Source organism: Pseudomonas sp. FBCC-B1667, assembly GCF_059133255.1.
On the sequence record NZ_CP101437.1, the window covers coordinates 2273111 to 2298833 of the forward strand.

Annotated in this window: 21 protein-coding genes; 14 read left to right on the plus strand and 7 right to left on the minus strand. The window is 59.0% G+C overall.

Features of this window, described 5'->3' with window-relative positions; all coding sequences use genetic code 11:
* Positions 1-205: 205 nt before the first annotated feature.
* Complete coding sequence (gene tusA, locus NL116_RS10165; protein ID WP_007945068.1) at positions 206-457, plus strand: sulfurtransferase TusA; 252 nt, start codon at positions 206-208, stop codon at positions 455-457.
* Here tusA and NL116_RS10170 read toward each other — a convergent pair.
* Complete coding sequence (locus tag NL116_RS10170; RefSeq protein ID WP_494377047.1) at positions 454-1863, minus strand: MATE family efflux transporter; 1410 nt, start codon at positions 1861-1863, stop codon at positions 454-456. The genes tusA and NL116_RS10170 overlap by 4 nt on opposite strands.
* A 187-nt stretch (positions 1864-2050) precedes the next feature.
* Here NL116_RS10170 and pdxB point away from each other — a divergent pair, with 187 nt between their 5' ends.
* On the plus strand, positions 2051-3193 hold the full coding sequence (gene pdxB / locus NL116_RS10175) for a 4-phosphoerythronate dehydrogenase PdxB (RefSeq protein ID WP_494377048.1): 1143 nt from the start codon (positions 2051-2053) through the stop codon (positions 3191-3193).
* Between the two features lie 183 nt (positions 3194-3376).
* On the opposite strand, the gene NL116_RS10180 is transcribed toward pdxB, so the two are convergent.
* A complete protein-coding gene (locus tag NL116_RS10180; protein ID WP_494377049.1) occupies positions 3377-3556 on the minus strand; it encodes a PA1571 family protein in 180 nt (59 codons plus the stop codon).
* 253 nt (positions 3557-3809) lie between these two features.
* On the opposite strand from NL116_RS10180, the gene NL116_RS10185 reads away from it, so the two are divergent.
* Complete coding sequence (locus tag NL116_RS10185; RefSeq protein WP_494377050.1) at positions 3810-5594, plus strand: ABC transporter transmembrane domain-containing protein; 1785 nt, start codon at positions 3810-3812, stop codon at positions 5592-5594.
* 68 nt (positions 5595-5662) lie between these two features.
* On the opposite strand, the gene NL116_RS10190 is transcribed toward NL116_RS10185, so the two are convergent.
* Positions 5663-7591: a transglycosylase SLT domain-containing protein gene (locus NL116_RS10190; RefSeq protein ID WP_494377051.1), complete on the minus strand. Its 1929-nt coding sequence runs from the start codon at positions 7589-7591 to the stop codon at positions 5663-5665.
* Between the two features lie 213 nt (positions 7592-7804).
* On the opposite strand from NL116_RS10190, the gene NL116_RS10195 reads away from it, so the two are divergent.
* Positions 7805-9724, plus strand: a complete 1920-nt coding sequence (locus NL116_RS10195) for an ATP-binding cassette domain-containing protein (RefSeq protein WP_494377052.1) — start codon at positions 7805-7807, stop codon at positions 9722-9724.
* Between the two features lie 103 nt (positions 9725-9827).
* On the opposite strand, the gene NL116_RS10200 is transcribed toward NL116_RS10195, so the two are convergent.
* The gene (locus NL116_RS10200; protein ID WP_494377053.1) at positions 9828-10265 is read right to left on the minus strand and encodes a universal stress protein; all 438 of its coding nucleotides are present in this window, start codon (positions 10263-10265) and stop codon (positions 9828-9830) included.
* A gap of 104 nt (positions 10266-10369) precedes the next feature.
* Between NL116_RS10200 and NL116_RS10205 the strand changes: the two genes are divergently transcribed.
* From NL116_RS10205 to NL116_RS10235, 7 genes are all read left to right on the plus strand, one after another.
* A complete protein-coding gene (locus NL116_RS10205) occupies positions 10370-10807 on the plus strand; it encodes a hypothetical protein (RefSeq protein WP_494377054.1) in 438 nt (145 codons plus the stop codon).
* Between the two features lie 539 nt (positions 10808-11346).
* Entirely contained in the window at positions 11347-13494 is a 2148-nt protein-coding gene (fadB, locus tag NL116_RS10210) for a fatty acid oxidation complex subunit alpha FadB (protein ID WP_027921690.1), read from the plus strand.
* A 32-nt stretch (positions 13495-13526) separates the two neighbouring features.
* Positions 13527-14702: an acetyl-CoA C-acyltransferase FadA gene (gene fadA, locus NL116_RS10215; protein WP_008007076.1), complete on the plus strand. Its 1176-nt coding sequence runs from the start codon at positions 13527-13529 to the stop codon at positions 14700-14702.
* A 100-nt stretch (positions 14703-14802) separates the two neighbouring features.
* Positions 14803-15039 (plus strand): DUF1653 domain-containing protein, encoded by a 237-nt coding sequence (locus NL116_RS10220; protein WP_494377055.1) that lies wholly within the window; start codon positions 14803-14805, stop codon positions 15037-15039.
* Positions 15040-15153: 114 nt separating this feature from the next.
* Positions 15154-17781 carry a type I DNA topoisomerase gene (gene topA, locus NL116_RS10225; protein ID WP_494377056.1) on the plus strand — a complete coding sequence of 876 codons (2628 nt, stop codon included), beginning with the start codon at positions 15154-15156 and terminating at the stop codon, positions 17779-17781.
* 141 nt (positions 17782-17922) lie between these two features.
* Positions 17923-18447 (plus strand): DUF6586 family protein, encoded by a 525-nt coding sequence (locus NL116_RS10230; RefSeq protein WP_494377057.1) that lies wholly within the window; start codon positions 17923-17925, stop codon positions 18445-18447.
* Positions 18448-18599: 152 nt separating this feature from the next.
* Positions 18600-18833, plus strand: a complete 234-nt coding sequence (locus NL116_RS10235; protein WP_007944145.1) for a hypothetical protein — start codon at positions 18600-18602, stop codon at positions 18831-18833.
* Positions 18834-18924: 91 nt separating this feature from the next.
* On the opposite strand, the gene sulA is transcribed toward NL116_RS10235, so the two are convergent.
* Positions 18925-19398: an SOS-induced cell division inhibitor SulA gene (gene sulA / locus NL116_RS10240; RefSeq protein ID WP_494377058.1), complete on the minus strand. Its 474-nt coding sequence runs from the start codon at positions 19396-19398 to the stop codon at positions 18925-18927.
* A 10-nt stretch (positions 19399-19408) separates the two neighbouring features.
* Positions 19409-20017: a transcriptional repressor LexA gene (gene lexA / locus NL116_RS10245; RefSeq protein ID WP_123434311.1), complete on the minus strand. Its 609-nt coding sequence runs from the start codon at positions 20015-20017 to the stop codon at positions 19409-19411.
* 229 nt (positions 20018-20246) lie between these two features.
* Here lexA and NL116_RS10250 point away from each other — a divergent pair, with 229 nt between their 5' ends.
* From NL116_RS10250 to NL116_RS10260, 3 genes are all read left to right on the plus strand, one after another.
* Positions 20247-20954, plus strand: coding sequence for a TetR/AcrR family transcriptional regulator (locus NL116_RS10250; protein ID WP_123434312.1), 708 nt, complete (start codon positions 20247-20249; stop codon positions 20952-20954).
* A gap of 158 nt (positions 20955-21112) precedes the next feature.
* A complete protein-coding gene (nagZ, locus tag NL116_RS10255) occupies positions 21113-22123 on the plus strand; it encodes a beta-N-acetylhexosaminidase (RefSeq protein WP_494377059.1) in 1011 nt (336 codons plus the stop codon).
* A 12-nt stretch (positions 22124-22135) separates the two neighbouring features.
* On the plus strand, positions 22136-22873 hold the full coding sequence (locus tag NL116_RS10260) for an S-methyl-5'-thioinosine phosphorylase (protein ID WP_494377060.1): 738 nt from the start codon (positions 22136-22138) through the stop codon (positions 22871-22873).
* A 145-nt stretch (positions 22874-23018) separates the two neighbouring features.
* Here NL116_RS10260 and NL116_RS10265 read toward each other — a convergent pair whose 3' ends face one another.
* Positions 23019-25712, minus strand: a complete 2694-nt coding sequence (locus tag NL116_RS10265) for an SNF2-related protein (RefSeq protein WP_494377061.1) — start codon at positions 25710-25712, stop codon at positions 23019-23021.
* Positions 25713-25723 lie beyond the last annotated feature (11 nt).

The window sequence follows — 25723 nt, forward strand, 5'->3', positions numbered from 1 at the left end:
CACGCAACACCCTGTGGGAAAGAACTGTTGTGGGGGCTGGCTTGCCTGCGATGGCATCAACCCGGTTCGACGTCAGACCGAGTCGCCTGCATCGCGGGCAAGCCCGGCTCCCACAAAAGCCTGCATTCACAAGTGCGGTGTAATGACACAGATGACCTAGCACCCGGCAATGCGCGACAATGCCGGCCAGTTTCAGGAGTTAATCATGAGTGAAATGCTTGATACGCCGGTAGACGGCACCCTCGACGCCACCGGGCTCAACTGCCCGGAGCCCGTGATGATGCTGCACCAGCACATCCGTGACCTGGTGCCCGGCGGCCTGCTCAAGGTGATCGCGACCGACCCGTCGACCCGTCGCGACATTCCAAAGTTCTGCGTGTTTCTTGACCATGAACTGGTGGCGCAGCACGAAGAGGCAGGCACCTACCTGTACTGGATCCGCAAGAAACTCGCTTAACCCGCCGAATGACTGATACGAATCCGCTTGCGTGCGCTGCGCGCCAGGCGGATTGACAGCATCAGCGCCGCGCAGCTCAAGCCCACGATCAAACCTTGCCACAGCCCGCTCGGGCCACTTGGCGCACCTAGCCAATCGGTCAGGCCCAGCGCGTAACCCACCGGCAAACCAATCCCCCAGTAGGCGAACAGGGTCAGGATCATCGTCACCCGCGTGTCCTGATAACCGCGCAACGCGCCGGCTGCCGTCACCTGGATCGCATCGGAAAACTGGAACAGCGCCGAGTACACGATGAGCATCGCGGCCACTCGAATCACCGTCGGGTCAGCGGTGTAGATCGCTGCAATGTGCTCGCGCAGCAACAGCATCAAGCTCGCGGACAGGCAGGCATACGCCAGCGCCGTGCCCATGCCGACACCTGCGGCAAAACGCGCCTCGCGTGGTTCCTGTCGACCGAGGGACTGGCCGACCCGCACCGTCACGGCCATGCCGAGGGAGTAGGGGATCATGAACACGAGCGAGCTGAAGTTCAGGGCGATCTGGTGCCCGGCGACCACAGTGGCGCCGAGGCTGCCGATCAGCAGCGCAATCACTGCAAAGATGCTCGACTCGGCGAACACCGCGATACCGATCGGCAGGCCAATGCCCAGCAAACGCTTGATCACCGACCATTGCGGCCAGTCGAATCGGCCGAACAACTGGCTCGACTGATACGCCGGCGCCCAGCGTTCCCAGCCGGCCATACCCAGCGCCATCACCCACATCACGATCGCCGTGGCCCAACCGCAGCCGACCCCGCCCATGGCCGGCATACCGAAGTGACCATAGATGAAGATGTAATTGAGTGGAATGTTCAACGCCAGCCCGCACAGGCCCAGCACCATCGCCGGACGCGTACGGCCCAGGCCATCACTGAAGCAGCGCAACACATGGTAGAAGGCGACGGCGGGCAAGCCACTGGCGATGCCGTGCAGGTATTGCATGCACGGACCGATCAATTCGGGATCGACCTTCATCATGTGCAGGATCGGCTCGGCGCTGAACAGCATGCCGGTCGCCATCAAGCCCACCACCAGGGCGAGCCACAGTGCCTGACGCACAATCGGCCCGATTTCGCTGTGGGTGCCGGCGCCAAAGCGCTGGGCGACTTTTGGCGTGGTGGCCAGCAAGGTGCCGGTCATCAGCAGAAACACCGGCACCCAGATGGAGTTGCCCAGTGCCACCGCCGCCAGATCCCGAGGCCCGACCCGACCCGCCATCACCGCATCGACGAACCCCATGGCGGTAGTGGCCAGTTGCGCGATCATGATCGGCAGCGCCAGGGTGAGCAGGTTTTTCAGCTCCAGGCGAACCCGGGCCGGGCGGGTGAGGGTGGCAGCGGCAAGACGGTCAGTCACGGAATTCAAAGGCGAAACGTCCAAAGGTGTTGATGCGCAAGGCGATGCATTCTACGCCCTGACGCAGTGGTCAGGAAAAGTCCTGTGTTAGGGATTTGTAATCGTATTCGCCACGTTGCGAGATTCCCTGCGCAATGCTTGCTGGCTCACAAAGGTCATCTCCGCCTACACTGCCGATCCGCCAAAGGAGCCTGCCATGCTGATTGTTGCCGACGAAAATATCCCGCTGCTCGATGCCTTCTTCTCAGGGTTCGGTGAAATCCGCCGGGTACCGGGACGTTCCATCGACCGCGCCACCGTCGAGCAAGCCGATGTGCTGCTGGTCCGCTCGGTGACCAACGTCAATCGCGCCTTGCTTGAAGGCAGCAATGTGCGTTTTGTCGGTACGTGCACCATCGGCACCGATCACCTGGATCTGGACTACTTTCAGCAAACCGGTATCACTTGGTCCAGCGCTCCCGGCTGTAATGCGCGGGGCGTGGTCGACTATGTGCTCGGCAGTCTACTGACCCTGGCTGAAATCGAAGGCGCTGACCTGACTCGGCGCACGTATGGCGTGGTCGGTGCCGGCGAAGTCGGCGGTCGTCTCGTCAAGGTCCTGCGAGGTCTGGGCTGGAACGTGCTGGTGTGCGATCCGCCCCGGCAGGCGGCTGAAGGCGGTGATTTCGTCAGCCTTGAACAGATCATCGAGCAGTGCGACGTCATCAGCCTTCACACGCCGTTAAAGAAGCACGGCGCGCAGTCGACCTGGCATTTGTTCGATAAAAAACGCTTGGGCCGGCTCAAGCCCGGCACCTGGCTGATCAACGCGAGTCGTGGCCCGGTAGTCGACAACGCGGCGCTGCGTCAGGTGCTGCTTGAGCGCGAAGACCTGCAAGCGGTGCTCGACGTTTGGGAAGGTGAACCTGAGGTCGACGTCGCGCTGGCGGAGTTGTGCGTGCTGGCGACGCCGCACATTGCCGGTTACAGCCTTGATGGCAAACAGCGCGGTACGGCGCAGATTTATCAGGCGTATTGCGAGTTTCTCGGACAGTCGGCTCAGGTCAGCCTGAGTGATCTGCTGCCGGCACCGTGGTTGTCGCAAGTGACCCTGCATGCGCAGGCTGATCCGGCGTGGGCGCTGGCCATGCTGTGCCGTGGCGTATACGACCCGCGCCGTGACGATGCGGATTTCCGCCGCAGCCTTGTGGGCAGTGTGAGCGAGCAGCGTGCGGCGTTTGATGCGCTGCGTAAATATTACCCGTCGCGTCGGGAGATTGATGGGTTGCAGGTGCGGATTGAGGGGGATTCGGCTGAGTTGCACAAGATTGTGGTGGCTTTGGGTGCTTCGCTCATCTGAATATCAGGCTGACCCCATCGCGGGCAAGCCACGCTCCCACACGTCTTGGGTCGTTCGCTAAATGGGTGGATGACTCAAAACCTGTGGGGGCGAGCTTGCTCACGAGGGCCGCACCGCAAACACCAGAAAGCGCCCATAAAAAACCCGGCCAACCAGGACCGGGTCAAGAAGACAGTGGCTATATCACTTTTGTTCGGCAGGCTTGACCAATCGCTTTTCCAGTTCGCTGCACGCTTTCTGGATCATCTCTTCAGTGATCGGTACTTCACGCCCATCGGCATCGATAATCGAGCACCCCAGAGACTGGTGTGGCTGTGTGCGGATCACTTGAATCTTGTCTTCGCTGCTGTTTTGCAAGGACATGGCCTGTCTCCTCTTCAGGTGTGTGCTTACTTTAGAACCTTCAGGTGACCGGGCTATGACAACTCCCTGCGATCTTTCCCGAACGGCAATGTCAGTCCACCAGAAATTTAAAAACGTTGCCACCCGGACTTTAGACCAATAGCGTCTAGGGGCTAGTCGTGGCGGTCATAATTAACCTGACTCATTGTGATTTACAGCGTTCACCCTCTGACCGTGTAGGCTGTCGATATTAATGGCGTACTGGATTACCCCGATGCTCTCTGCCCGTCACCGCCGCGCGATCCGCCTTACCCTTCGTTTTCTCGCGCCTTATCGCTGGCAAGCCTTTGGCGCCTTGCTCGCATTGATTCTCACTGCCGGCATTACCTTGTCGATGGGTCAGGGCATTCGCCTGCTGGTGGATCAGGGGTTCATGACCCAGTCACCGCACCTGCTCAATCAATCCATCGGCTTGTTCATGATGCTGGTGGTGGGCCTGGCGATCGGCACCTTCGCGCGTTTTTACCTGGTGTCGTGGATCGGTGAGCGTGTGGTCGCGGACATCCGCCGGCAGGTCTTCAATCACCTGGTTTATCTGCATCCGGGGTTCTACGAAAACAATCGCAGTTCCGAAATCCAGTCGCGGCTGACCGCCGACACCACGTTGCTGCAATCGGTGATCGGCTCTTCGTTGTCGCTGTTCCTGCGCAATGTGCTGATGGTCATCGGCGGGATTGTGCTGCTGTTTGTCACCAACCCCAAACTGACCAGCATCGTGGTGATTGCATTGCCGCTGGTGATTGCCCCAATCCTGGTTTTCGGCCGGCGAGTGCGCAATCTGTCACGCCTGAGCCAGGACCGGATTGCCGATATTGGCAGCTATGTCTCCGAAACCCTCGGCCAGATCAAAACCGTGCAGGCGTACAACCATCAGATCCAGGACGAGCAGCGCTTCGCCGTGACCGTGGAACAGGCGTTCGACACCGCGCGTAAACGCATCTTCCAGCGCGCCTGGTTGATCACACTGGTCATCGTGCTGGTGCTCGGCGCCGTCGGCGTCATGCTATGGGTCGGCGGGATGGACGTGATCGCCGGTCGGATCTCGGCCGGTGAACTGGCGGCGTTTGTTTTCTACAGCCTGATCGTCGGCAGCGCCTTCGGCACATTGAGCGAAGTGATCGGCGAGTTGCAGCGAGCAGCAGGTGCTGCCGAGCGGATTGCCGAATTGTTGCGCTCGGAAAACATCATTCAGCCGCCGACGACCGGTCTGGTGACCTTGCCGGAGCGGGTGAAGGGCGATCTGGTAATGCAAGACGTACATTTTTCCTACCCCTCGCGGCCTGAAAGCTACGCAGTCGATGGCTTGAATCTGACCATTAACGCGGGCGAAACCCTCGCGCTGGTGGGGCCATCCGGGGCTGGTAAATCCACGGTGTATGACTTGTTGCTGCGCTTTTACGATCCGGCTGCAGGACAGATTTTGCTGGATGGCGTGCCGTTGACTCAACTCGATCCACTCGACCTGCGTCGTTGCTTCGCGCTGGTTTCGCAAAATCCGGCGCTGTTCTACGGCAGCATCGAAGAGAACATCCGCTACGGGAATCCGGGCGCAACCCTGGCCCAGGTTCAGAAAGCGGCAAAGATCGCGTACGCCCACGACTTCATCGAGCAAATGCCCCACGGTTACCAGACGCATCTGGGCGACGGCGGTCTCGGTTTGTCTGGTGGTCAGCGCCAACGCCTGGCCATTGCCCGGGCATTGCTGGTAGACGCGCCGATCCTGTTGCTCGACGAAGCCACCAGCGCCCTCGATGCCCAGAGCGAACACCTGATCCAGCAAGCCCTGCCCAGCCTGATGAAAAACCGCACCACGCTGGTGATCGCCCACCGTTTGGCCACGGTGAAAAATGCCGACCGGATCGCGGTGATGGACCAAGGGAAGTTAGTGGCGGTGGGCACGCATCAGGCGTTGATTGCGAGCAATGCGCTGTATGCGCGGTTGGCAGCGTTGCAGTTTAGTGATGGGCACAACACGGTGACCGACCCGGTAACCGACTAAGTAAAACACCCTAAAAAAACGCCCGCATTTCTCAATGCGGGCGTTTTTTTTAGTGCGTCGGCGGAGGATCACTGATCATCAAAATACCGCTCATGCCAATCCACCAACGGCTGCGGTGAGTTGAGCTTCTGGCCGTAGATTACCGAGTACGACAGTACGTTCTGCACATACTGACGGGTTTCGTCGAACGGGATGCTTTCCACCCAGACGTCGAAGCTCAGGTGGTCTGCGCCGCGCAGCCACTGGCGCACACGGCCGGGGCCGGCGTTGTAGGCAGCAGAGGCCAGGACCCGGTTGCCGTTGAACTGGGCATGGACCTGGCTCAGGTACGCGGCGCCGAGCTGGATGTTTTTGTCCGGGTCGAGCACTTGCTGCGGCGAGGCCAGCGGAATGCTGAACTTGCGCGCGGTTTCCTTGGCGGTGCCGGGCATCAGTTGCATCAGGCCGCTGGCGCCGACGCCAGAGCGGGCGTCGTCCATGAAAGCACTTTCCTGGCGCGTGATGGCGAACACCCAACTGGAATGCAGGCCACGTACCTTGGCTTCACGGACCAGGGTTTCGCGGTGGGCCATCGGGAAGCGAATGTCCAGATCGTCCCAGTACTGCGCCTGGCTGATGGTGCGGATCGCCGGGAAATACCATTTCAGGTCATAGGCCAGCTTCGCCTGGGCAACCATCTCGTCGCGGTTGAAGTGTCGACTGACGTAATACCACTCGCGGCGACCATCGACGACTTGCCCGCGGGCGTGGAACTCCAGTGCTCGACGTATACCAGGCGTATTGCGCACCTTGTTGATGGTGGCCTGGCTGAGTACCAGCGGTTTGTTGAGCAGCGAATAGGGTTGCTGCGAACGGTCGGCGGCAAGGAAGCCATAGAAATCACGTTCGCGGGCTAGATTCTTGTACAGCGTCTGCGCTTCCGGATTTTGTGGCTGCGCCAGCTCAAGGGAGCGAGCCTGCCAGTAGCGCCAGCGGTTGGTGGTCGCCAGATCCTGTGGCAGGCGGCGAGACAACTGATAGGCATCGTCCCAGCGCGCCAGGCGAAGCAGCAGGCGCAGGCGCCATTCGGACACGGTGTTGTCGCGCAGTTCCGGGTCGTACTTGGTCATGACATCGAGCGCGCGCGGGTCATAACGTCGCGCTAGCGTCAGGCCGATTTCCCGGGCGATCGCCACTTTTTCATCCCGGGAGAAATGCATGCTGCTGGCATAACCGTCGAGCAGGTCCATGGCTTTGTCCGGGTCCTGCTTGGCCAGTCGGCGCAGGCCGAGGCTGACCACATCGGACATCGGTTCGTCAGCCGGGGTGAAGCGTGACGGCTGGTTAAGCAGCTCGGGCTTTTGCGCCACATCGATCAGCAGCCGACCGCGAGGGGCGAGGGTGGTCAGGCCACTCGACAGGCTGTTGGCCAGTGGATAGTTGCGCGCCTGGGCAGCGAGTTTGGTGCGCTCCCAACGTTTTTGCTCGGTCAGTTGGCCTTCTGCAGCCCATTGCCCGAACAGCGCGTCGCAGGCCGCAGGTTGGGATTTGCCGGTCAGCCAGAGTTTGTTGGCATTGGCATAGCCTTCGGCTTTCTGATTGTGGCCAATCTGATACTGCGCATTCAGGCAGTCCAGTTCGGTGAAATTGAGCTTGGGATCGTAATACTTGACGAAGGTCGCCCAGTCGCCACGGTCGGCCAGCCAGCGTAACCAGCGCAATTTCATCCAGTTGGCTTGCGGCAGGTCTCCGTGGTCGGCGAGGAATTTCTCGATTTCGGCATTGCTGGCGGTTTTCAGGCGAGCGGTCAACTCGTCATAGGCCAGGTAGGGCTCCAGTGGATAATCACTCAGGGCCTGGCTGTAGCGAAAGTAGGGACCGGTATCGCCCTTGGCCAGGGCGCGTTTGGCTTCATCGTAATATTGGCGCTGGATGGACAAGTCCACTGCCTGCGCAGATTGGACGGCAGTGGCAGAAAGTAGCAGGCAAGATAAAAGACTGAAAAGGCGACTGCGCATGAGACGTCCGGGCAGAGAAATCATGACAAGTGCGGGCACAGCTCGCACTGGATAATCTGTAGCTTAGCCTTTTGCCAGCAACGGGCGAAAGCTTTGCGGACCTGTCAGCCAAAGTTCGTAACATTTGTGAGGCAGAGTGCTTCGAGAATGAAATTGCCGGCCTTCTGATGCCTCAAGTCAGGTAGAATGCGCGCCCGGTTTTTGGAGAAGCTCATGACCCTGCTCAAATTCAGCGATGTGTCCCTTGCTTTCGGCGCTATGCCGTTGTTGGACAAGGTGTCCTGGCAGATCGCCCGTGGTGAGCGGGTGTGCATCATCGGCCGCAATGGCACTGGCAAGTCCAGCATGATGAAGCTCGTCAAGGGCGACCAGAAGCCCGACGAGGGTTCTGTTTGGCGCGCGCCAGGCCTCAAGATTGGCGAATTGCCGCAAGAATTACCGGTAGCCGACGAGCGGACCGTGTTCGACGTGGTTGCCGAAGGCCTGGACGGTGTGGGCGAGTTGCTTGCGCAGTATCACCACCTGAGCCAGAACATCGTCACCGACGCCGACCTGGACAAGCTGATGCACGTCCAGCACGACCTCGAAGCCCGTGATGGCTGGCGTTTGCAGCAACTGGTGGACAGCACCTTGAGCCGTCTGCAGTTGCCGGCCGACAAGACCCTCGCCGAATTGTCCGGCGGCTGGCGCCGTCGCGTCCTGCTGGCTCAGGCCCTGGTTTCCGAGCCGGACCTGCTGCTGCTCGACGAACCCACCAACCACCTGGACATCGGTGCCATCGCCTGGCTCGAAGAAGCGCTGAAGGATTTCCAGGGCGCCGTGCTGTTCATCACGCACGACCGTTCATTCCTGCAAAACCTCGCGACCCGCATTCTCGAACTGGATCGCGGTGGGCTGATCGACTGGAACGGCGACTACGCCAGTTTCCTCGTGCACAAAGAAGCCTCGCTGGCCGCTGAAGAAACCGCCAACGCGCTGTTCGACAAAAAGCTGGCCCAGGAAGAAGTCTGGATCCGCCAAGGCATCAAGGCCCGTCGCACCCGCAACGAAGGCCGCGTCCGGGCATTGAAAGCCTTGCGCGTCGAGCGTAGCGAACGTCGCGAGCGCACCGGCAAGGCCAACATTCAGCTGGACACCGCTGACAAGTCCGGCAAGCAGGTGATGGTCCTCGAGAACGTGAGTTTTGCTCACCCGGGCGGCCCGTTCCTGATCAAGGACTTCTCGATGGTCCTGACGCGCGGCGACCGTATCGGTCTGCTCGGCGCCAACGGTACCGGCAAGACCACGCTGTTGAAGCTGATGCTCAGCGGTCTGCAGCCAACCAGTGGCACGGTGGAAGAGGGGACGCGCATTGACGTGGCCTACTTCGACCAGTTGCGCCATCAACTGGACCTGGAAAAGACTGTGATCGACAACGTCGCCGAAGGTCGCGACTTTATCGATATCGATGGTCAGAGCCGTCACGTGCTGAGCTACCTCGGTGACTTCCTGTTCAGCCCGCAGCGTGCCCGCACGCCGGTCAAGGCGCTGTCCGGTGGTGAGCGTGCCCGTCTGTTGCTTGCCAAACTGTTCAGTAAGCCGGCAAACCTGCTGGTCCTCGACGAACCGACCAACGACCTCGACGTTGAAACCCTCGAACTGTTGGAAGAGGTGCTGCTGACTTTCAACGGCACGGTGCTGATGGTCAGTCACGACCGGGCATTCCTCGATAACGTGGTGACCAGCACCCTGGTTTTTGAAGGTGAAGGCAAGGTTCGTGAGTACGTCGGTGGTTATCAGGACTGGCTGCGTCAGGGCGGCTCGCCGCGCCTGCTGGGCGTGACCGAGAGCAAGTCCGGCAAGGCTGACCTGACCTCCGCTGTTGTGACGGCTGAGGCTGCGCCTGTCGTTGCTACGGTTGAAGCGCCGGTGGCGAAGAAGAAACTCAGCTACAAGCTGCAGCGTGAGCTGGAAATGTTGCCGGCTCAGATCGAAGCCATGGAACAGCAAATTGCGGCGGTTGAAGCGCAAATGGCTGATGCCGGGTTCTATCAGCGTCCTGCTGCCGAGACGGCCGCGGTGATCTCGCAGTTGGAGCAGTTGCAGGCTGAGCTGGATGTAATGGTCGAGCGCTGGGCCGAGCTGGATGCCTGATTGATCCAGTAACAAAAAAGCCCGGCGTTCAGCGATGAACGCCGGGCTTTTCGTATGAAGTGCGATCTACTGGTCGCTGTAGATCTCCTGCAAGTTCTGCGTTTCAGCGTTTAATCAGGTGCACCGCGAGCACATCGCATGGCGCGCCGTGCAGCACGTCATTGGCGGTCGAGCCCAACAGCAAGGCCAGGCCGTGTCGACCATGGCTGCCTACCACGATCAGGTCGCAAGTCTGTTCCTTGGCAAAGTGGTGGATTTCCTGGCGTGGCTGGCCGTAGGTCAGGTGGCAGTTGGCGCCCTCAAGCTCAGCGTATTTGAGCTTCAAGCGCTCCAGGCGCTCCTTGGCCTGATCGAACTGCTGTTGTTGCAGTTGTGACAGGTCCATGGGGACGTCGCCGCCAAAGGCCATCGCCATTGGCTCGACAATGTGTACCAGGGACAGCTTCGCCCCGTTGCTCGCAGACAGCTCGCTGGCGCGGTGGATTACAGGGTCGCACTCTTCGGTTAGATCTACAGCGACCAGAATATGGTTGTAGGGCATGAGGTGCTCCTCCTGAGGACTGCAATATTGGTAAGTATGGCTGGTTTCAAGCGCAATGGTTCCAAAGTGACTGTATGCGCTCATCAAGAATCGGGAGTACAGATATGACGGTCTGGATAGTGGTGTCAATCCTGCTGGTGGTACTGAGTCCATTAGCATGGTTGCGGCCGTCGCGTGGTCAGAGCGGGCGCATGGCCCTGCGTATGGAGGCTCGACGTATCGGCCTGGCCATGCAGCTGGCGCCTCAGGAGTGGCCGCACTGGTTGAGCCAGGAGCCGCCGAGCCCGTGCGCGCAGTATCATCGGCCGCGCCGTGGCAATCAGCCGGTGTGCTGGAGTTATTGGCAAAAGTCGCCGGGCGTGTGGGTGAATCAGTGGCAGGAGGTTTGCGAGGATCGAGCGCTGCTCAACCATTTCGAAAAATTGCCGGCCAATGTCTACAAGGTCGAGGCGGACAAGCAGATGATCACCTTGTATTGGGGCGAGAAGGGTGAGGCGACCGTTTTGCAGGACATTGACGCGGTGCTGAAAGCGCTGGCGTGACGTGACGAAATTTCGCGCTGCAATGGCGCGATTGGTCCGACAGACAAGCAATAAAAAGCCCGACATCATCATCGGGCTGGGGTTGGCCAGGCAGGCCGGTAATTCGCTGTAGCGCTGATCGTGCGCCGGATATTCATTAGGCGCGTTCATCTTTTTTCCTCAGGTTCAGGCCAGCTTAGCTTGTTAAACGCGGGCTGCAGCGAATTAGGGCGACTTTTCTAACTATTGATTCTATGAATGAGTTCGCATGCATCTGCGTGTTGAAGATCTTCGCAGTACGGAAGTGACCGCAAAGTCGCGTTTCAACCCGAATTTTGGGCGATTGACAATTGTCGGAAATTCCGTGAAGGTGGCGTACCCAAATCAAACGGGCGTATGAATTGAGCGTTTGTATTTCAGATCGCTCCTACAGAATCCCGACTATCGCGTTGGAGGGTGTGCCGGGTGGATTGGCGTAGCATTGACGTTTAACGTCTTGCCGAGCCATTCGCCTGCGTCCGACGTGTACTGTTCAGCTTCCATATCGTGGAGATCAGTTGATGATTTACGAAGGTAAAGCCATCACGGTTAAGGCTCTTGAAAGTGGCATCGTCGAATTGAAATTCGACCTCAAGGGTGAGTCCGTCAACAAGTTCAACCGTCTAACCCTGAACGAACTGCGTCAGGCTGTGGACACCATCAAGGCAGATGCTTCGATCAAGGGCGTGATCGTCAGCAGTGGCAAGGACGTGTTCATCGTCGGCGCCGACATCACCGAATTTGTCGAAAATTTCAAGCTGCCTGATGCCGAGCTCGTTGCTGGCAATCTGGAAGCCAACAAGATTTTCAGCGATTTCGAAGACCTTAACGTCCCGACTGTCGCCGCGATCAACGGCATCGCCCTGGGTGGCGGTCTGGAGATGTGCCTGGCGGCGGACTACCGCGTCATGTCCACCAAGGCCAAGATCGGCCTGCCGGAAGTCAAGCTGGGCATCTACCCGGGCTTCGGCGGTACCGTGCGTCTGCCGCGCCTGATCGGTGCCGACAACGCCATCGAGTGGATTGCCGCTGGTAAGGAAAACCGTCCTGAAGACGCGCTGAAAGTCGGCGCTGTGGATGCAGTGGTTGCGCCTGAGAAACTGCAGGAAGCGGCCCTTGAGCTGATCAAGCGCGCCATCTCCGGCGAGTTTGACTACAAGGCCAAGCGTCAACCGAAGCTGGAAAAGCTGAAGCTGAACGCAATCGAACAAATGATGGCTTTCGAAACCGCCAAAGGTTTCGTCGCTGGTCAGGCTGGCCCGAACTACCCGGCGCCGGTTGAGGCGATCAAGACCATTCAGAAAGCCGCGAACTTCGGTCGCGACAAAGCGCTGGAAGTCGAAGCCGCCGGTTTCGTCAAACTGGCCAAGACCTCTGCCGCGCAGAGCTTGATCGGTCTGTTCCTGAACGATCAGGAACTGAAGAAGAAGGCCAAGGCCTACGACGAAATCGCCAAAGACGTGAAGCAGGCTGCTGTATTGGGCGCTGGCATCATGGGTGGCGGTATCGCTTATCAGTCGGCCTCCAAAGGTACGCCGATCCTGATGAAGGACATCAACGAGCACGGCATCGAGCAAGGCCTGGCTGAAGCCGCCAAGCTGCTGGTCGGTCGCGTTGATAAAGGTCGCATGACCGCCGCGAAAATGGCTGAAGTGCTCAACGGCATTCGTCCGACCCTGTCCTACGGTGATTTCGGTCACGTGGACCTCGTGGTCGAAGCGGTCGTCGAGAACCCTAAGGTCAAGCAAGCCGTATTGGCTGAAGTCGAAGACAAGGTCAAAGAGGACACCATCCTCGCGTCCAACACCTCGACCATTTCCATCACCTTGCTGGCCAAAGCGCTCAAGCGTCCGGAAAACTTCGTCGGCATGCACTTCTTCAACCCTGTGCACATGATGCCGCTGGTTGAAGTGATTCGTGGCGAGAAGTCCAGCGAACTGGCGGTTGCCACCACCGTTGCCTACGCCAAGAAAATGGGCAAGAACCCGATCGTCGTCAACGACTGCCCGGGCTTCCTGGTCAACCGCGTGCTGTTCCCGTACTTCGGCGGTTTCGCCAAACTGGTCAGCGCCGGTGTGGACTTCGTCCGTATCGACAAGGTCATGGAAAAATTCGGCTGGCCAATGGGCCCGGCCTACCTGATGGACGTGGTCGGCATCGACACCGGTCACCACGGTCGCGACGTGATGGCTGAAGGCTTCCCGGACCGCATGAAAGATGATCGCCGTACCGCGATCGACGTGCTTTACGAAGCCAAGCGCCTGGGCCAGAAGAACGGCAAGGGCTTCTACGCCTACGAGACCGACAAACGCGGCAAGCAGAAGAAAGTCGCCGATCCATCGGTACTGGAAGTGCTCAAGCCAATCGTTTACGAGCAGCGCGAAGTCACTGACGAAGACATCATCAACTGGATGATGATCCCGCTGTGCCTGGAAACCGTGCGTTGCCTGGAAGACGGCATCGTCGAAACCGCTGCCGAAGCCGACATGGGTCTGGTCTACGGTATTGGTTTCCCTCCATTCCGTGGCGGTGCACTGCGCTACATCGATTCGATCGGTGTTGCCGAGTTCGTTGCCCTGGCTGACCAGTACGCTGATTTGGGCGCGCTGTACCACCCGACCGCAAAACTGCGTGAAATGGCCAAAACCGGCCAACGGTTCTTCGGTTAAGCGTCCCAACACTTGAGCGAGAGTGAAATTTTATGAGCTTGAATCCAAGAGACGTCGTGATTGTCGACTTCGGTCGTACTCCGATGGGCCGCTCCAAGGGCGGCATGCACCGCAACACCCGCGCCGAAGACATGTCGGCGCACCTGATCAGCAAATTGCTGGAACGCAACGTCAAGGTTGACCCGAGCGAAGTCGAAGACGTGATCTGGGGCTGCGTAAACCAGACCCTGGAGCAGGGCTGGAACATCGCGCGCATGGCGTCCCTGATGACTCAGATCCCGCACACTGCTGCCGGTCAGACCGTCAGCCGTCTGTGTGGCTCGTCGATGAGCGCACTGCACACTGCCGCGCAAGCGATCATGACTGGCAATGGTGACGTGTTCGTCGTCGGCGGCGTCGAGCATATGGGCCACGTGAGCATGATGCACGGTGTCGATCCGAACCCGCACATGTCCCTGTACGCGGCGAAAGCCTCGGGCATGATGGGCCTGACCGCTGAAATGCTGGGCAAAATGCACGGCATCACTCGCGAACAACAGGACGCTTTCGGCGTGCGCTCCCACCAGCTCGCCCATAAGGCAACCCTGGAAGGCAAGTTCAAAGACGAAATCATCCCGATGCAAGGCTACGACGAGAACGGTTTCCTGAAACTGTTCGATTACGACGAAACCATTCGTCCGGAAACCACCCTGGAAAGCCTGGCGGCTCTGAAGCCAGCGTTTAATCCAAAGGGCGGCACCGTGACAGCAGGTACTTCGTCGCAAATCACTGACGGTGCTTCGTGCATGATCGTGATGTCGGCGCAGCGTGCTCAGGACCTGGGCATCCAGCCTATGGCCGTGATTCGTTCGATGGCAGTGGCAGGTGTGGACCCGGCAATCATGGGCTATGGTCCAGTACCGGCTACACAAAAAGCACTGAAGCGCGCGGGCCTTGGCATTAACGATATCGACTTCTTCGAGCTCAATGAAGCTTTCGCCGCACAGGCCCTGCCAGTGCTGAAAGATCTGAAAGTTCTCGACAAGATGAACGAGAAGGTTAACCTGCACGGCGGCGCAATCGCCTTGGGTCACCCGTTCGGTTGCTCCGGTGCACGTATCTCCGGCACGCTGTTGAACGTGATGAAGCAAAATGGCGGCACCTTCGGGGTGGCTACCATGTGCATTGGTCTCGGCCAAGGCATCTCCACCGTCTTCGAACGCGTTTAAGCGATCCGTTGACGGAAGCCGGGGCCAAGTGCCCCGGTTTTTGTTTTTCTGAATTTTATTTTTGTTTTTATTTTGAAAAGATTTGAGTGAGGGCCAAACCATGCCGATACAACCTGGGCTCTACCAACATTACAAAGGTCCGCAGTACCGCGTATTCAGTGTTGCGCGGCATTCGGAAACCGAAGAGGAAGTGGTCTTCTACCAAGCCCTGTATGGCGATTACGGCTTTTGGGTGCGTCCCTCGAGCATGTTCCTGGAGTCGGTCGACGTTGACGGCGAACAGGTGCCGCGCTTTGCTTTGGTGCAAGCCGAACCGAGCCTGTTTTCGAAGCCATAAGCTGAGCGCGTGCAAAACCCTGCGCTTGACCTCACCTTGTAGCCACTATATATAGCGGTGCCGCGTCAGGCGCCAACCGCCTTTCACTTCTAGAATTCAGGAATTTTCTGATCCATGGGCAAATCGCTGGTCATTGTGGAATCCCCGGCTAAGGCCAAGACCATCAACAAGTATCTGGGTAACCAATACGTGGTGAAGTCGAGTATCGGCCATATCCGAGACCTGCCCACCAGCGGTTCGGCTAGCGCCAGCAAAGAGCCGGCCGCCAAGCGCGGCAAGGCTGCCGCGGGCGAAGGTCCGGTGCTCACGCCGAAAGAGAAAGCGCGCAAGCAGTTGGTCTCGCGCATGGGCGTCGATCCCGATCATGGCTGGAAAGCCAAGTACGAGATCCTCCCGGGCAAGGAAAAAGTCATCGAAGAGCTGCGCCGGCTCGCCAAAGATGCTGACACCATCTATCTCGCAACCGACTTGGATCGCGAGGGGGAAGCCATTGCCTGGCACCTGCGCGAAGCCATCGGTGGTGACGACAGCCGCTACAAGCGCGTGGTGTTCAACGAAATTACCAAGAAGGCGATTCAAGAAGCCTTCTCCAAGCCGGGCGAACTGGACATCGACCGTGTAAATGCCCAGCAGGCGCGTCGTTTCCTCGACCGTGTGGTGGGTTACATGGTTTCGCCGCTGCTGTGGGCCAAGATCGCCCGTGGCCTTTCCGCCGGTCGCGTGCAGTCGGTTGCCGTAAAACTGGTGGTTGAGCGCGAACGCGAAATCCGTGCGTTCAACCCGGAAGAATACTGGGAAGTCCACGCTGATCTCGGCACCGCCAAGGGCGCGACTGTGCGCTTCGACGTGGCTCGCGAGAAAGGCGAGGCCTTCAAGCCGCTTAATGAGGCCCAGGCCATGGCTGCGCTGGAAAAGCTCAAGGCTTCCAGCTACAGCATCGCCAAGCGCGAAGACAAGCCGACCAGCAGCAAGCCGTCGGCACCGTTCATCACGTCCACATTGCAACAGGCTGCGAGCAACCGCCTGGGCTTCGGCGTGAAGAAAACCATGATGATGGCCCAGCGTCTGTACGAAGCCGGCTACATCACTTACATGCGTACCGACTCCACCAACCTCTCGGCCGATGCCGTGACGATGGCGCGTACGTATATTGAAGGCGAGTTCGGCAAGAAGTACCTGCCGGAAACCCCGAACGTCTACAGCAGCAAAGAAGGCGCACAAGAGGCTCACGAAGCGATTCGTCCGTCCGACGCCAACACCGAGCCAAGCAAGCTGTCGGGCATGGAGCGTGATGCAGAGCGGCTCTACGAGCTGATCTGGCGCCAGTTCCTCGCCTGCCAGATGCTGCCGGCGCAATACCTGTCGACCACCGTCACCGTGAGTGCTGGTGACTTCGAGCTGCGTGCCAAGGGCCGCATCCTCAAGTTCGACGGTTACACCCGCGTGATGCCGCAAATTGCCAAGCCGGGCGATGACGATGTGCTGCCAGACATGGCACAGGGCGACGCGATGAAGCTGATCAAGCTTGATCCGAGCCAGCACTTCACCAAGCCGCCGGCACGTTATTCGGAAGCGAGCCTGGTCAAAGAAATGGAAAAACGCGGCATCGGTCGTCCTTCGACCTACGCGGCGATCATTTCGACCATTCAGGACCGCGGCTACGTCGCGCTGCACAACCGTCGTTTCTATTCGGAAAAGATGGGTGACATCGTCACCGAGCGTCTGTCCGAGAGCTTCTCCAACCTCATGGACTACGGCTTTACTGCCGGCATGGAAGAGAACCTCGATGATGTGGCCCAAGGCGAGCGCGACTGGAAAAACGTGCTGGACGAGTTCTACGGCGACTTCAAGAAAAAACTCGAAGTAGCCGAAAGCGCCGAAAACGGCATGCGCGCCAACCAGCCGGTCATGACCGACATCCCGTGCCTGACCTGTGGCCGTCCAATGCAGATTCGTACAGCCTCGACCGGTGTGTTCCTCGGTTGCTCGGGCTACAGCCTGCCGCCGAAAGAGCGCTGCAAGGCCACCGTCAACCTGGTGCCGGGGGATGAAATCGCCGCGGATGATGAGGGCGAGTCGGAATCCCTGGTGCTGCGTGGCAAGCATCGTTGCCCGATCTGCAGCACGGCGATGGACGCTTACCTGCTCGACGAGAAGCGCAAGCTGCACATCTGCGGTAACAACCCGGATTGCTCGGGTTACGAAATCGAAGAGGGCACCTATCGCATCAAAGGCTATGAAGGTCCGAGCCTGGAATGTGACAAGTGCGGTAGCGAGATGCAGCTCAAGACCGGCCGTTTCGGCAAGTTCTTCGGTTGCACCAACCCGACGTGCAAGAACACCCGCAAGCTGCTGAAAAGCGGTGACGCGGCGCCGCCGAAAATGGATCCGGTGAAGATGCCTGAGCTGAAATGCGAAAAGGTCAACGACACTTATATCCTGCGCGACGGTGCTTCCGGCCTGTTCCTGGCGGCCAGTCAATTCCCGAAAAACCGCGAGACCCGTGCTCCGCTGGTCATGGAAATTGTGCCGCACAAGGATGAGATCGATCCCAAGTATCACTTCCTTTGCGAAGCGCCGAAGAAAGATCCGGACGGTCTCCCTTCCGTGATCCGTTACAGCCGCAAGACCAAAGAGCAATATGTGCAGACAGAGGTCGACGGTAAGCCGACTGGCTGGAAGGCATACTACGATGGCGGCAAGTGGACGGTTGAAGACAAGCGTCCGGCAGCCAAGGCTTAAATAGAGCTGTACACAAAAGGCCGTATGACAACCCTCGGGTTTTCATGCGGCCTTTTTGTTTTGTGCTTGCGGTCGCCGAGGGTGATCCACGACACTGTCTGACCTGCGTGAAGCAATTATTTCGTTGTGGAGGCTGCCGTCATGGCCCACGAACTTTATACCCGTACCAATCAGAAGATTTATTTCGCCGGCCTGTCGCTGGAAGCGCTCGCCAAGGCCGAAGAGGGGCGGGCAATGAACTCGCTGGCGCTGATCCAGGCGGGGCGCGAATCGGCGTTGTTTCACCTTTACGGAGCCTTGTTAGGGCTATGCCATGAAATCGCCGGCTTCTATCGCTTGCCACAGGCCAATGCGCCTCGGGCTGAGTTGTTGCTGACTCGCGAAGTCCTCGAAACTATCGCGATTCCAGAAATGGCGGAGATGGTTGAGCTAGCGCAAAATCCTGAAACCTGGTTGGCCAAGTTGTTGGCGGCCCATTCGGCGTTGTTTCAACCGCCACGTGCGCCGCACAAGCCTAAAGGCGACGTGACTCAGCCATTGATCATGGCCGTTAACCTCGATGCAGAAGAGGCGCCTGAAGAGTTGAGCCGGGAAGAGCTGGAAAGCTGGCGTCAGAACCTGAAAGGTCTGGCGATTCGGTTTCGCGAAGGATTGAACGAGTGCTGAAGGATTGAGTGCAAAGACGGATGCCCCGACAGGGTGTCCGCTCAGGGATGAGTGCAAAAAGATATTTCATTGCCATGACATCTGGTCAACTTGCTGAGCGAAGCCTGGCCGATGCCTATATAATCCCCGCCTTTCGTGGAGAACAGACCTTTATGCCAACGTCCTTTCTAGAAATTGTCGAGTTACCAGACGGTCGTATCGAGCTGCGCAGGGCAGAGGACGAGGGTTCTCTGGTTACTTTGGATTTCTCCGAGGATGCCAAAGCGTTCCTGCAAGGCCAGTACGTGGAGGTCGCCAAAGCGATGTTGAGCGTCGGCGTTCAGATGGCGGGACGCTTGGTTGAAGGCGAATTTGACAAGGATCAGGGATCTCGCGTCCTTCATTGATCCCGCCTGTCGGTTTCCGGGTATCGCTACAGGCCGGCTTCTCTGTCCTTGGAGAAGCCCTGCGCAGTTCTCAGCGCACGTTGTTTCTCTGTTAACCCAATCGAATATTCAAGCTCTGTGCATCCCCAGTCCGGGCGGCGCTGATCAACTGTTGTCGTGAAGTCGTGTTCAACGGGTTGAGCCAGCTGACCACCGTGTGGCTGCGGCCCAGGCGCAAGGCTTCGCAGGTCAACTGCTGGGCGCTTTGGGCACCGCGAGGTTGCAGCAACAGGATGCGTTCGCGATTGAGCCCGGCGTGCCGCAGCCAGGCCTGGGTCAGGCTCGCTGGCGGCGAAATCAGTGTCAGCCAACGTGCGTCCTGGTCCTGACTCAGTTCCCTGAGAATCGGCGCCAGAAGGTTCAGGCAGTTCCCGGCGGCACCACGTAGCGACAGCTCACTGAAAACTTCGGGCTCGGCGCTCCAGGGCGATTCGACCACGTCTTTCAGGATTGGCGCCATTGGTTGCGCCATGAATGCCTCGAACAGTGGCAGTTGGGCTTGCTGTGAAGTGTGTGGGAACTGCATAAAGCCTCCTTTAGCGGCGAATCACGCCGACACTCAAGCCTTCAATCACCAGTTCCTGATCTTTCAGGTTCACTTCGATAGGGGCAAATTCAGGGTTTTCGGCAATCAACCAGACCTTGCTGCCATCGCGCTTGAAGCGCTTGACCGTCACTTCGTCGCCGATTCGCGCGACCACTATCTGGCCGTTACGGGCTTCGCGCGTGGTGTGTACAGCGAGCAGGTCGCCGTCGAAAATGCCGACGTCCTTCATGCTCATGCCATGAACGCGCAGCAAATAGTCGGCGCGCGGATGGAAGAAAGCAGGGTTGATGTTGCAGGACTCTTCGATGTGCTGCTGGGCCAGAATGGGAGCGCCGGCAGCCACTCGACCAATGATGGGCAGGGTGGACTCGTCAGTCTTGGCTTCGAAACCTGGAATGCGAATGCCGCGTGAAGCGCCCGGGGTCATCTCGATGGCGCCTTTGCGGGCCAGCGCCTTAAGGTGTTCTTCCGCTGCGTTGGGTGACTTGAAACCCAGTTCCTGAGCGATCTCCGCGCGGGTCGGCGGGTAGCCGTTGTCTTCGAGGCAGCGTTTGATGAAGGCCAGAATCTCTGCTTGGCGTGGCGTCAGCTTTAGCATTTTGGTCGCTCTGTCTTTTTATACAGTGACTGGGATTATATACAGTGGAAGCGTCTTGGCAATGCCCCTTTTTTTATCGACTGCCGGACGGTCGATAGGCCCGCTGATTGAAGCTTCGTCGTTGTATGGTTAAATAGCTGACCGACCATTCCCAAAACGAACAGCCAAGCTTGACAATACACAGGCTGAAACGTATGTTTCAAACAAGTGTTTGTCAGGCGGAGTACCCATGGCCCAGTCGGAAACCGTTGAACGCATTCTTGATGCTGCCGAGCAGTTGTTCGCGGAAAAAGGTTTCGCTGAAACCTCATTGCGTCTGATTACCAGCAAGGCCGGTGTCAATCTGGCGGCGGTGAACTATCACTTTGGCTCCAAGAAAGCCCTGATCCAGGCAGTCTTTTCGCGATTCCTCGGACCGTTCTGCCTGAGCCTTGATAAAGAGCTGGAGCGGCGCCAGGCTAAGCCTGAAAACAAGCCGACCCTCGAAGAGCTGCTGGAAATCCTCGTCGAGCAAGCCTTGGTAGTGCAGCCACGCAGCGGCAACGACCTCTCTATCTTTATGCGATTGTTGGGTCTGGCTTTCAGTCAGAGCCAGGGCCACTTGCGTCGTTACCTGGAAGACATGTACGGCAAGGTCTTCCGCCGCTACATGATGCTGGTCAATGAAGCCGCACCGCGCATTCCACCGATCGAACTGTTCTGGCGCGTGCATTTCATGCTCGGCGCCGCGGCATTTAGCATGTCGGGTATCAAGGCCCTGCGCGCGATTGCCGAGACTGATTTCGGCGTCAACACTTCCATCGAGCAAGTGATGCGCCTGATGGTACCGTTCCTGGCCGCAGGCATGCGCGCCGAAACAGGTGTTACCGACACGGCCATGGCCACCGCACAGCTGCGTCCACGCAGCAAGTCGGCCCCGGCTGCCGCCAAGGTTTAACCGCTCACGGGTGGGCGCGGCAGCTGACATCCGCTAAGCTAGCCGCCCATGCCGACTCTCGTTCTAAACCCGTCCCCCATGTGTATCGCCGACCTGCCGGGCTTCGCCCAAGGCGGCGAATACGTACGGGCCGTGTTTCTCGTTATCAAGGAATATCTATGACTGCTGGCCTGCAAGGCTCGTTGATGGTGGACGTCGCCGGTACCTGGCTGACGGCCGAAGATCGCCAATTGTTGCGCCAGCCCGAAGTGGGCGGCCTGATCATTTTTGCCCGCAACATCGAAACCCCGCGTCAGGTGCGCGAGCTGAGCGCCGCGATTCGCGCCATTCGTCCCGATCTGCTTCTGGCGGTGGACCAGGAGGGCGGCCGCGTTCAGCGTTTGCGCCAAGGCTTCGTGCGCCTGCCGGCCATGCGCGCCATCGCCGACAACTCGAACGCCGAGTACCTGGCCGAGCAATGTGGCTGGATCATGGCCACCGAAGTGCTGGCCGTCGGCCTCGACTTGAGTTTTGCCCCGGTGCTGGACCTGGATTACCAGCGCAGCGCCGTCGTCGGTACCCGCTCATTTGAAGGTGATCCCGAGCGCGTCGCGCTGCTGGCCGGTGCATTCATCCGCGGCATGAACAGCGCCGGCATGGCGGCCACTGGCAAGCATTTTCCTGGCCATGGCTGGGCCGAAGCTGATTCCCACGTTGCCATCCCGAATGACGAGCGCAGCCTTGACGAGATCCGCGCCAACGATCTGGTGCCGTTCGCCAAACTGAGCAAACAACTGGCTGCGGTCATGCCGGCCCACGTCATTTACCCTCAAGTCGACTCCCAGCCAGCCGGCTTCTCCCGGCGCTGGTTGCAGGACATCCTGCGCGGCGAATTGCAATTCGACGGCGTGATCTTCAGCGACGACCTGTCGATGGCCGGCGCCCATGTGGTGGGCGATGCCGCCAGCCGTATCGAGGCCGCGTTGACCGCTGGCTGCGACATGGGGCTGGTGTGCAACGACCGCGCCGCTGCGGAATTGGCGCTAAGCGCTGCTCAGCGCCTGAAGGTCAAGCCGTCCGAGCGAATTGCGCGGATGCGCGGCCAGTCCTACGCCAATACCGACTACCGTCAGAACCCACGCTGGCTGGCGGCTGTCGGTGCGCTCAAAGACGCTCAACTGATTGAATAAGGACTTTACGTTATGACGGTTTACGCGATTATCGGTGGCACCGGCCTGACTCAACTCGAAGGCCTGAGTATTCGTCAGTCACTGGCGGTGGACACGCCTTACGGTCCGCCTTCGGCCGAGGTTCATATCGGCGAATACGCCGGCAAGGAAGTGCTGTTCCTCGCGCGTCACGGTCATCCGCACCGTTTGCCGCCGCATCAGGTGAACTACCGCGCCAACCTTTGGGCGTTGAAGCAGGCGGGCGCCGAAGCGATCCTCGCGGTCAATGCCGTGGGCGGCATTCATGCGGCGATGGGCACCGGGCATTTCTGCGTGCCGCATCAGTTGATCGATTACACCAGCGGCCGTGAACACACTTATTTCGCCGATGATCTGGAACAGGTTACCCACATCGACTTCAGCTATCCCTACAGCGAACCGTTGCGTCAGCAGTTGATCGCGGCGCTGGCGGCTGAAGGCGTCGGTTACAGCAGTCATGGCGTGTATGCCTGCACCCAGGGACCACGTCTGGAAACCGTCGCTGAAATCGCGAGGCTGGAACGTGACGGCTGCGATATCGTCGGCATGACCGGAATGCCGGAAGCGGCGCTGGCTCGTGAACTGGAACTGGATTACGCCTGTCTGGCCCTGGTGGTAAACCCTGCGGCGGGCAAGTCGACGGCGGTGATCACCATGGCCGAGATCGAGCAGGCGTTGCATGACGGGATGGGGAAGGTGAAGTCGACGTTGGCGCGGGTGTTGAAGGGTTAAGTCAGCCTTGACACCGAGTTGACTCTTTCGCGAGCAGGCTCGCCCCCACAGTAGATTTGTGGTGTCCCCAGTCTGGTGGGTCAACACAGATCCAAATGTGGGGGCGAGCCTGCTAGCGAAGGCAATGTAACTGGCAACGCGACCCTCAGCGCTTTTCGGGCTTATCCGGCAACGGCGCAAACAACGCCTCAATATCATCACTCTGCAACTTCCAGTCCCCGGTCTTGCGTCCATCCAGCACACCAGCGGCCAGCTCGGATTTTTCTTTCTGAAGATGCTGAATTTTTTCTTCCACCGTACCCCGGGCAATCATCTTGTAGACGAATACCGGCTTCTCCTGACCGATACGATACGCCCGGTCAGTCGCCTGGTTTTCCGTCGCCGGGTTCCACCACGGATCGTAGTGAATCACCGTATCCGCTTCGGTCAGGTTCAAACCAACACCGCCTGCCTTCAAACTGATCAGAAAAATCTGACGCTTGCCGCTCTGGAAGTCCTTCACCGGCGCACGTCGGTCGCGGGTCTGTCCCGTCAGTAGCGCGTATTCGACGCCACGCTTCTTCAGTTCGACCTCGATCAGCGCCAGCATTGACGTGAACTGCGAGAACAACAGAATCCGTCGACCTTCTTCAAACAATTCCTCAAGCATTTCCATCAGGCTATCAAGCTTGCCTGATGTGCTGCCGCGCGTCGGCAGGACGGCGTCGTTGACCAGGCGCAAATCACAGCACACCTGTCGCAGCTTCAGCAGCGCCTCAAGAATGATAATCTGACTGCGCGCCACGCCTTTGCGGGTGATCTCGTCGCGGACTTTTTTGTCCATCGCCAGGCGCATGGTTTCATACACGTCGCGCTGCGCTTCATTAAGCTCAACCCAGTGAATAATCTCTGTCTTCGGTGGCAATTCCGTCGCGACCTGTTCCTTGGTCCTGCGCAACAGGAACGGTTTTATCCGGCCATTGAGGTGCTGAAGCCTGACTTCACTGGCGCGTTTTTCAATCGGTACCCGGTAATCGCGGTTGAAGCTTTTCACATCGCCCAGCCAGCCGGGCAGCAGGAAATGGAACAGCGACCACAGTTCACCCAAGTGGTTTTCCAGCGGCGTACCACTCAGGCACAGACGCTGCCGCGCGTTCAGCTCGCGGGCCGCCTGGGCCGCCTTGCTGTTGGGATTCTTGATGTACTGCGCTTCATCCAGCACCAGCACGTGCAATGGCTGCGCGGCCAGGCGTTCGACGTCCTTGGGCAGCAGCGCATACGTGGTCAGGATCAGGTCGTAGTCGGCCAACTGATCGAAATGCTTTTTGCGACTGGCGCCGTACAGTGCCAGCACCTTGAGTTGCGGCGTGAAGTGCGCAGCCTCGTCGAGCCAGTTCGGGATCAGGCTGGTGGGCATCACCACCATGCACGGCCGATCGAGGCGCCCAGCCGTTTTCTCAGTGAGAATGTGCGCCAGAGTCTGTAGGGTTTTGCCCAGCCCCATATCGTCCGCGAGAATCCCGCCGACTTCCAATTGCCGCAAAGACTGCATCCAGCTCAGGCCTTCCAGCTGATAAGGACGCAATGTCGCGTTCAAGGCGTCGGGGGCCGTCGCCGTGTAGTCCTTGATGTCGCGCAAGCGCTGGGCAAACGTTCGGATCTGCTCGCCGCCTTCCCAAAGCAGTGGCAGGTCTTCCAGCGGATTCAAGCGCGTGGCGTCAGCCTTGCTTAAACGCAGGGTGGTTTCGCCGGGTCCTTGCAGATAGAACTCGCCGAGCGTCGCCAGTACCGGCTTCAAGCGGCCGAAGGGCAGGGCGACTTGCAGTGGGCCGTGCTCGGAATTCGGCCGATTAGGGATGTTCACCAGAATCAGTTCATCGTCGCGACGTCGTGCAAGGCGTTCCGGGTTGAGGATTTCAGTGTGCGAGCGCATCAGGTTCAACAGGATCGGCAGCAAACTCAGCCGCTCACCGTTAACAATGATCCCCAACTCCAGATCAAACCAATCGCGTTCCGGTGCTTGCTCGACGGTGGCGTACCAGTCATCCACGGCAGTCAGGTCGAAACCGAAATCTTCGTCTATCTGCAACTCCCAGCCTTGGGTGCGCAACTTCGGCAGCTCATTCAGGGTGAACGTCAGCCAGGCGCTGTCGTTGACCATCTCGTAAAGTTCGCCGGCGCTCTCCGGCAAGGCCTTGCTTTGCCGGGTGGCGATTCTAAAGCCGAGGATCCGCAGCTGTTCCCTGTAGGTTTGTTCCACATCCGGGTGACGTTTTACCCTCAGCGTCTGAGTTTCCTGGCGGATCAGGATGTCGGCGTTCTTTTGCCCGGCAACGTATTCATCCAGATAGCTGAACGACAGTGCGGCGCGATGCTGAATGTAACGCTGCATTTTGCCATTGCGTGGTTCGAAAGCACTGAACTCTACACTCGCCAGCCACAGGCGAGGCACCGGTTGCACGTTATCCACGAGAACTTGCGGAGGCGCTTTCGGCCCGCGGTTTTCCAGAACGGCCTGCAGTTTTTCCAGCAGGTCGGCATCTTGTGCGGCGGCGGGGTAGGCCAGTGTTTCCTGGACTTTGAGCAACACAGCCGCGCAATGTTTGCAGTTGCTGTGAACCGGGCACGTGCAGGTGGCATCGACCATCAGCAAGGTGGCTTTGGCTGACTCGCGCAGGCGAATGGTCTGACGGTACACATTACCGCCAGAGCCTTCGCACGCAGCCGTGATCGTGGCGTCACCGACCTCGACAATCCTGACGCGATTCTCCAGTGCGTAGCGACGGCCACGTTCCAGACTCTGCTCCTTGAATCGGCTGACCCAGGAAGGTGCGAGAGGTTTGCTCAGGGTCGAGGGCATAGGGACTTCAA

Bases quoted from the DNA above. Each gene is read 5' to 3' on its own strand.
- NL116_RS10205 (WP_494377054.1), top strand. From the start codon at position 10,370: ATGACGGTCTGGATAGTGGTGTCAATCCTGCTGGTGGTACTGAGTCCA.
- NL116_RS10200 (WP_494377053.1), bottom strand. From the start codon at position 10,265: ATGCCCTACAACCATATTCTGGTCGCTGTAGATCTAACCGAAGAGTGC.
- sulA (WP_494377058.1), bottom strand. From the start codon at position 19,398: ATGCAGTTCCCACACACTTCACAGCAAGCCCAACTGCCACTGTTCGAG.
- NL116_RS10190 (WP_494377051.1), bottom strand. From the start codon at position 7,591: ATGCGCAGTCGCCTTTTCAGTCTTTTATCTTGCCTGCTACTTTCTGCC.
- NL116_RS10195 (WP_494377052.1), top strand. From the start codon at position 7,805: ATGACCCTGCTCAAATTCAGCGATGTGTCCCTTGCTTTCGGCGCTATG.
- lexA (WP_123434311.1), bottom strand. From the start codon at position 20,017: ATGCTAAAGCTGACGCCACGCCAAGCAGAGATTCTGGCCTTCATCAAA.
- fadB (WP_027921690.1), top strand. From the start codon at position 11,347: ATGATTTACGAAGGTAAAGCCATCACGGTTAAGGCTCTTGAAAGTGGC.
- fadA (WP_008007076.1), top strand. From the start codon at position 13,527: ATGAGCTTGAATCCAAGAGACGTCGTGATTGTCGACTTCGGTCGTACT.
- NL116_RS10260 (WP_494377060.1), top strand. From the start codon at position 22,136: ATGACGGTTTACGCGATTATCGGTGGCACCGGCCTGACTCAACTCGAA.
- NL116_RS10250 (WP_123434312.1), top strand. From the start codon at position 20,247: ATGGCCCAGTCGGAAACCGTTGAACGCATTCTTGATGCTGCCGAGCAG.
- NL116_RS10185 (WP_494377050.1), top strand. From the start codon at position 3,810: ATGCTCTCTGCCCGTCACCGCCGCGCGATCCGCCTTACCCTTCGTTTT.
- nagZ (WP_494377059.1), top strand. From the start codon at position 21,113: ATGACTGCTGGCCTGCAAGGCTCGTTGATGGTGGACGTCGCCGGTACC.
- NL116_RS10230 (WP_494377057.1), top strand. From the start codon at position 17,923: ATGGCCCACGAACTTTATACCCGTACCAATCAGAAGATTTATTTCGCC.
- NL116_RS10220 (WP_494377055.1), top strand. From the start codon at position 14,803: ATGCCGATACAACCTGGGCTCTACCAACATTACAAAGGTCCGCAGTAC.
- topA (WP_494377056.1), top strand. From the start codon at position 15,154: ATGGGCAAATCGCTGGTCATTGTGGAATCCCCGGCTAAGGCCAAGACC.
- pdxB (WP_494377048.1), top strand. From the start codon at position 2,051: ATGCTGATTGTTGCCGACGAAAATATCCCGCTGCTCGATGCCTTCTTC.
- NL116_RS10235 (WP_007944145.1), top strand. From the start codon at position 18,600: ATGCCAACGTCCTTTCTAGAAATTGTCGAGTTACCAGACGGTCGTATC.
- tusA (WP_007945068.1), top strand. From the start codon at position 206: ATGAGTGAAATGCTTGATACGCCGGTAGACGGCACCCTCGACGCCACC.
- NL116_RS10265 (WP_494377061.1), bottom strand. From the start codon at position 25,712: ATGCCCTCGACCCTGAGCAAACCTCTCGCACCTTCCTGGGTCAGCCGA.
- NL116_RS10180 (WP_494377049.1), bottom strand. From the start codon at position 3,556: ATGTCCTTGCAAAACAGCAGCGAAGACAAGATTCAAGTGATCCGCACA.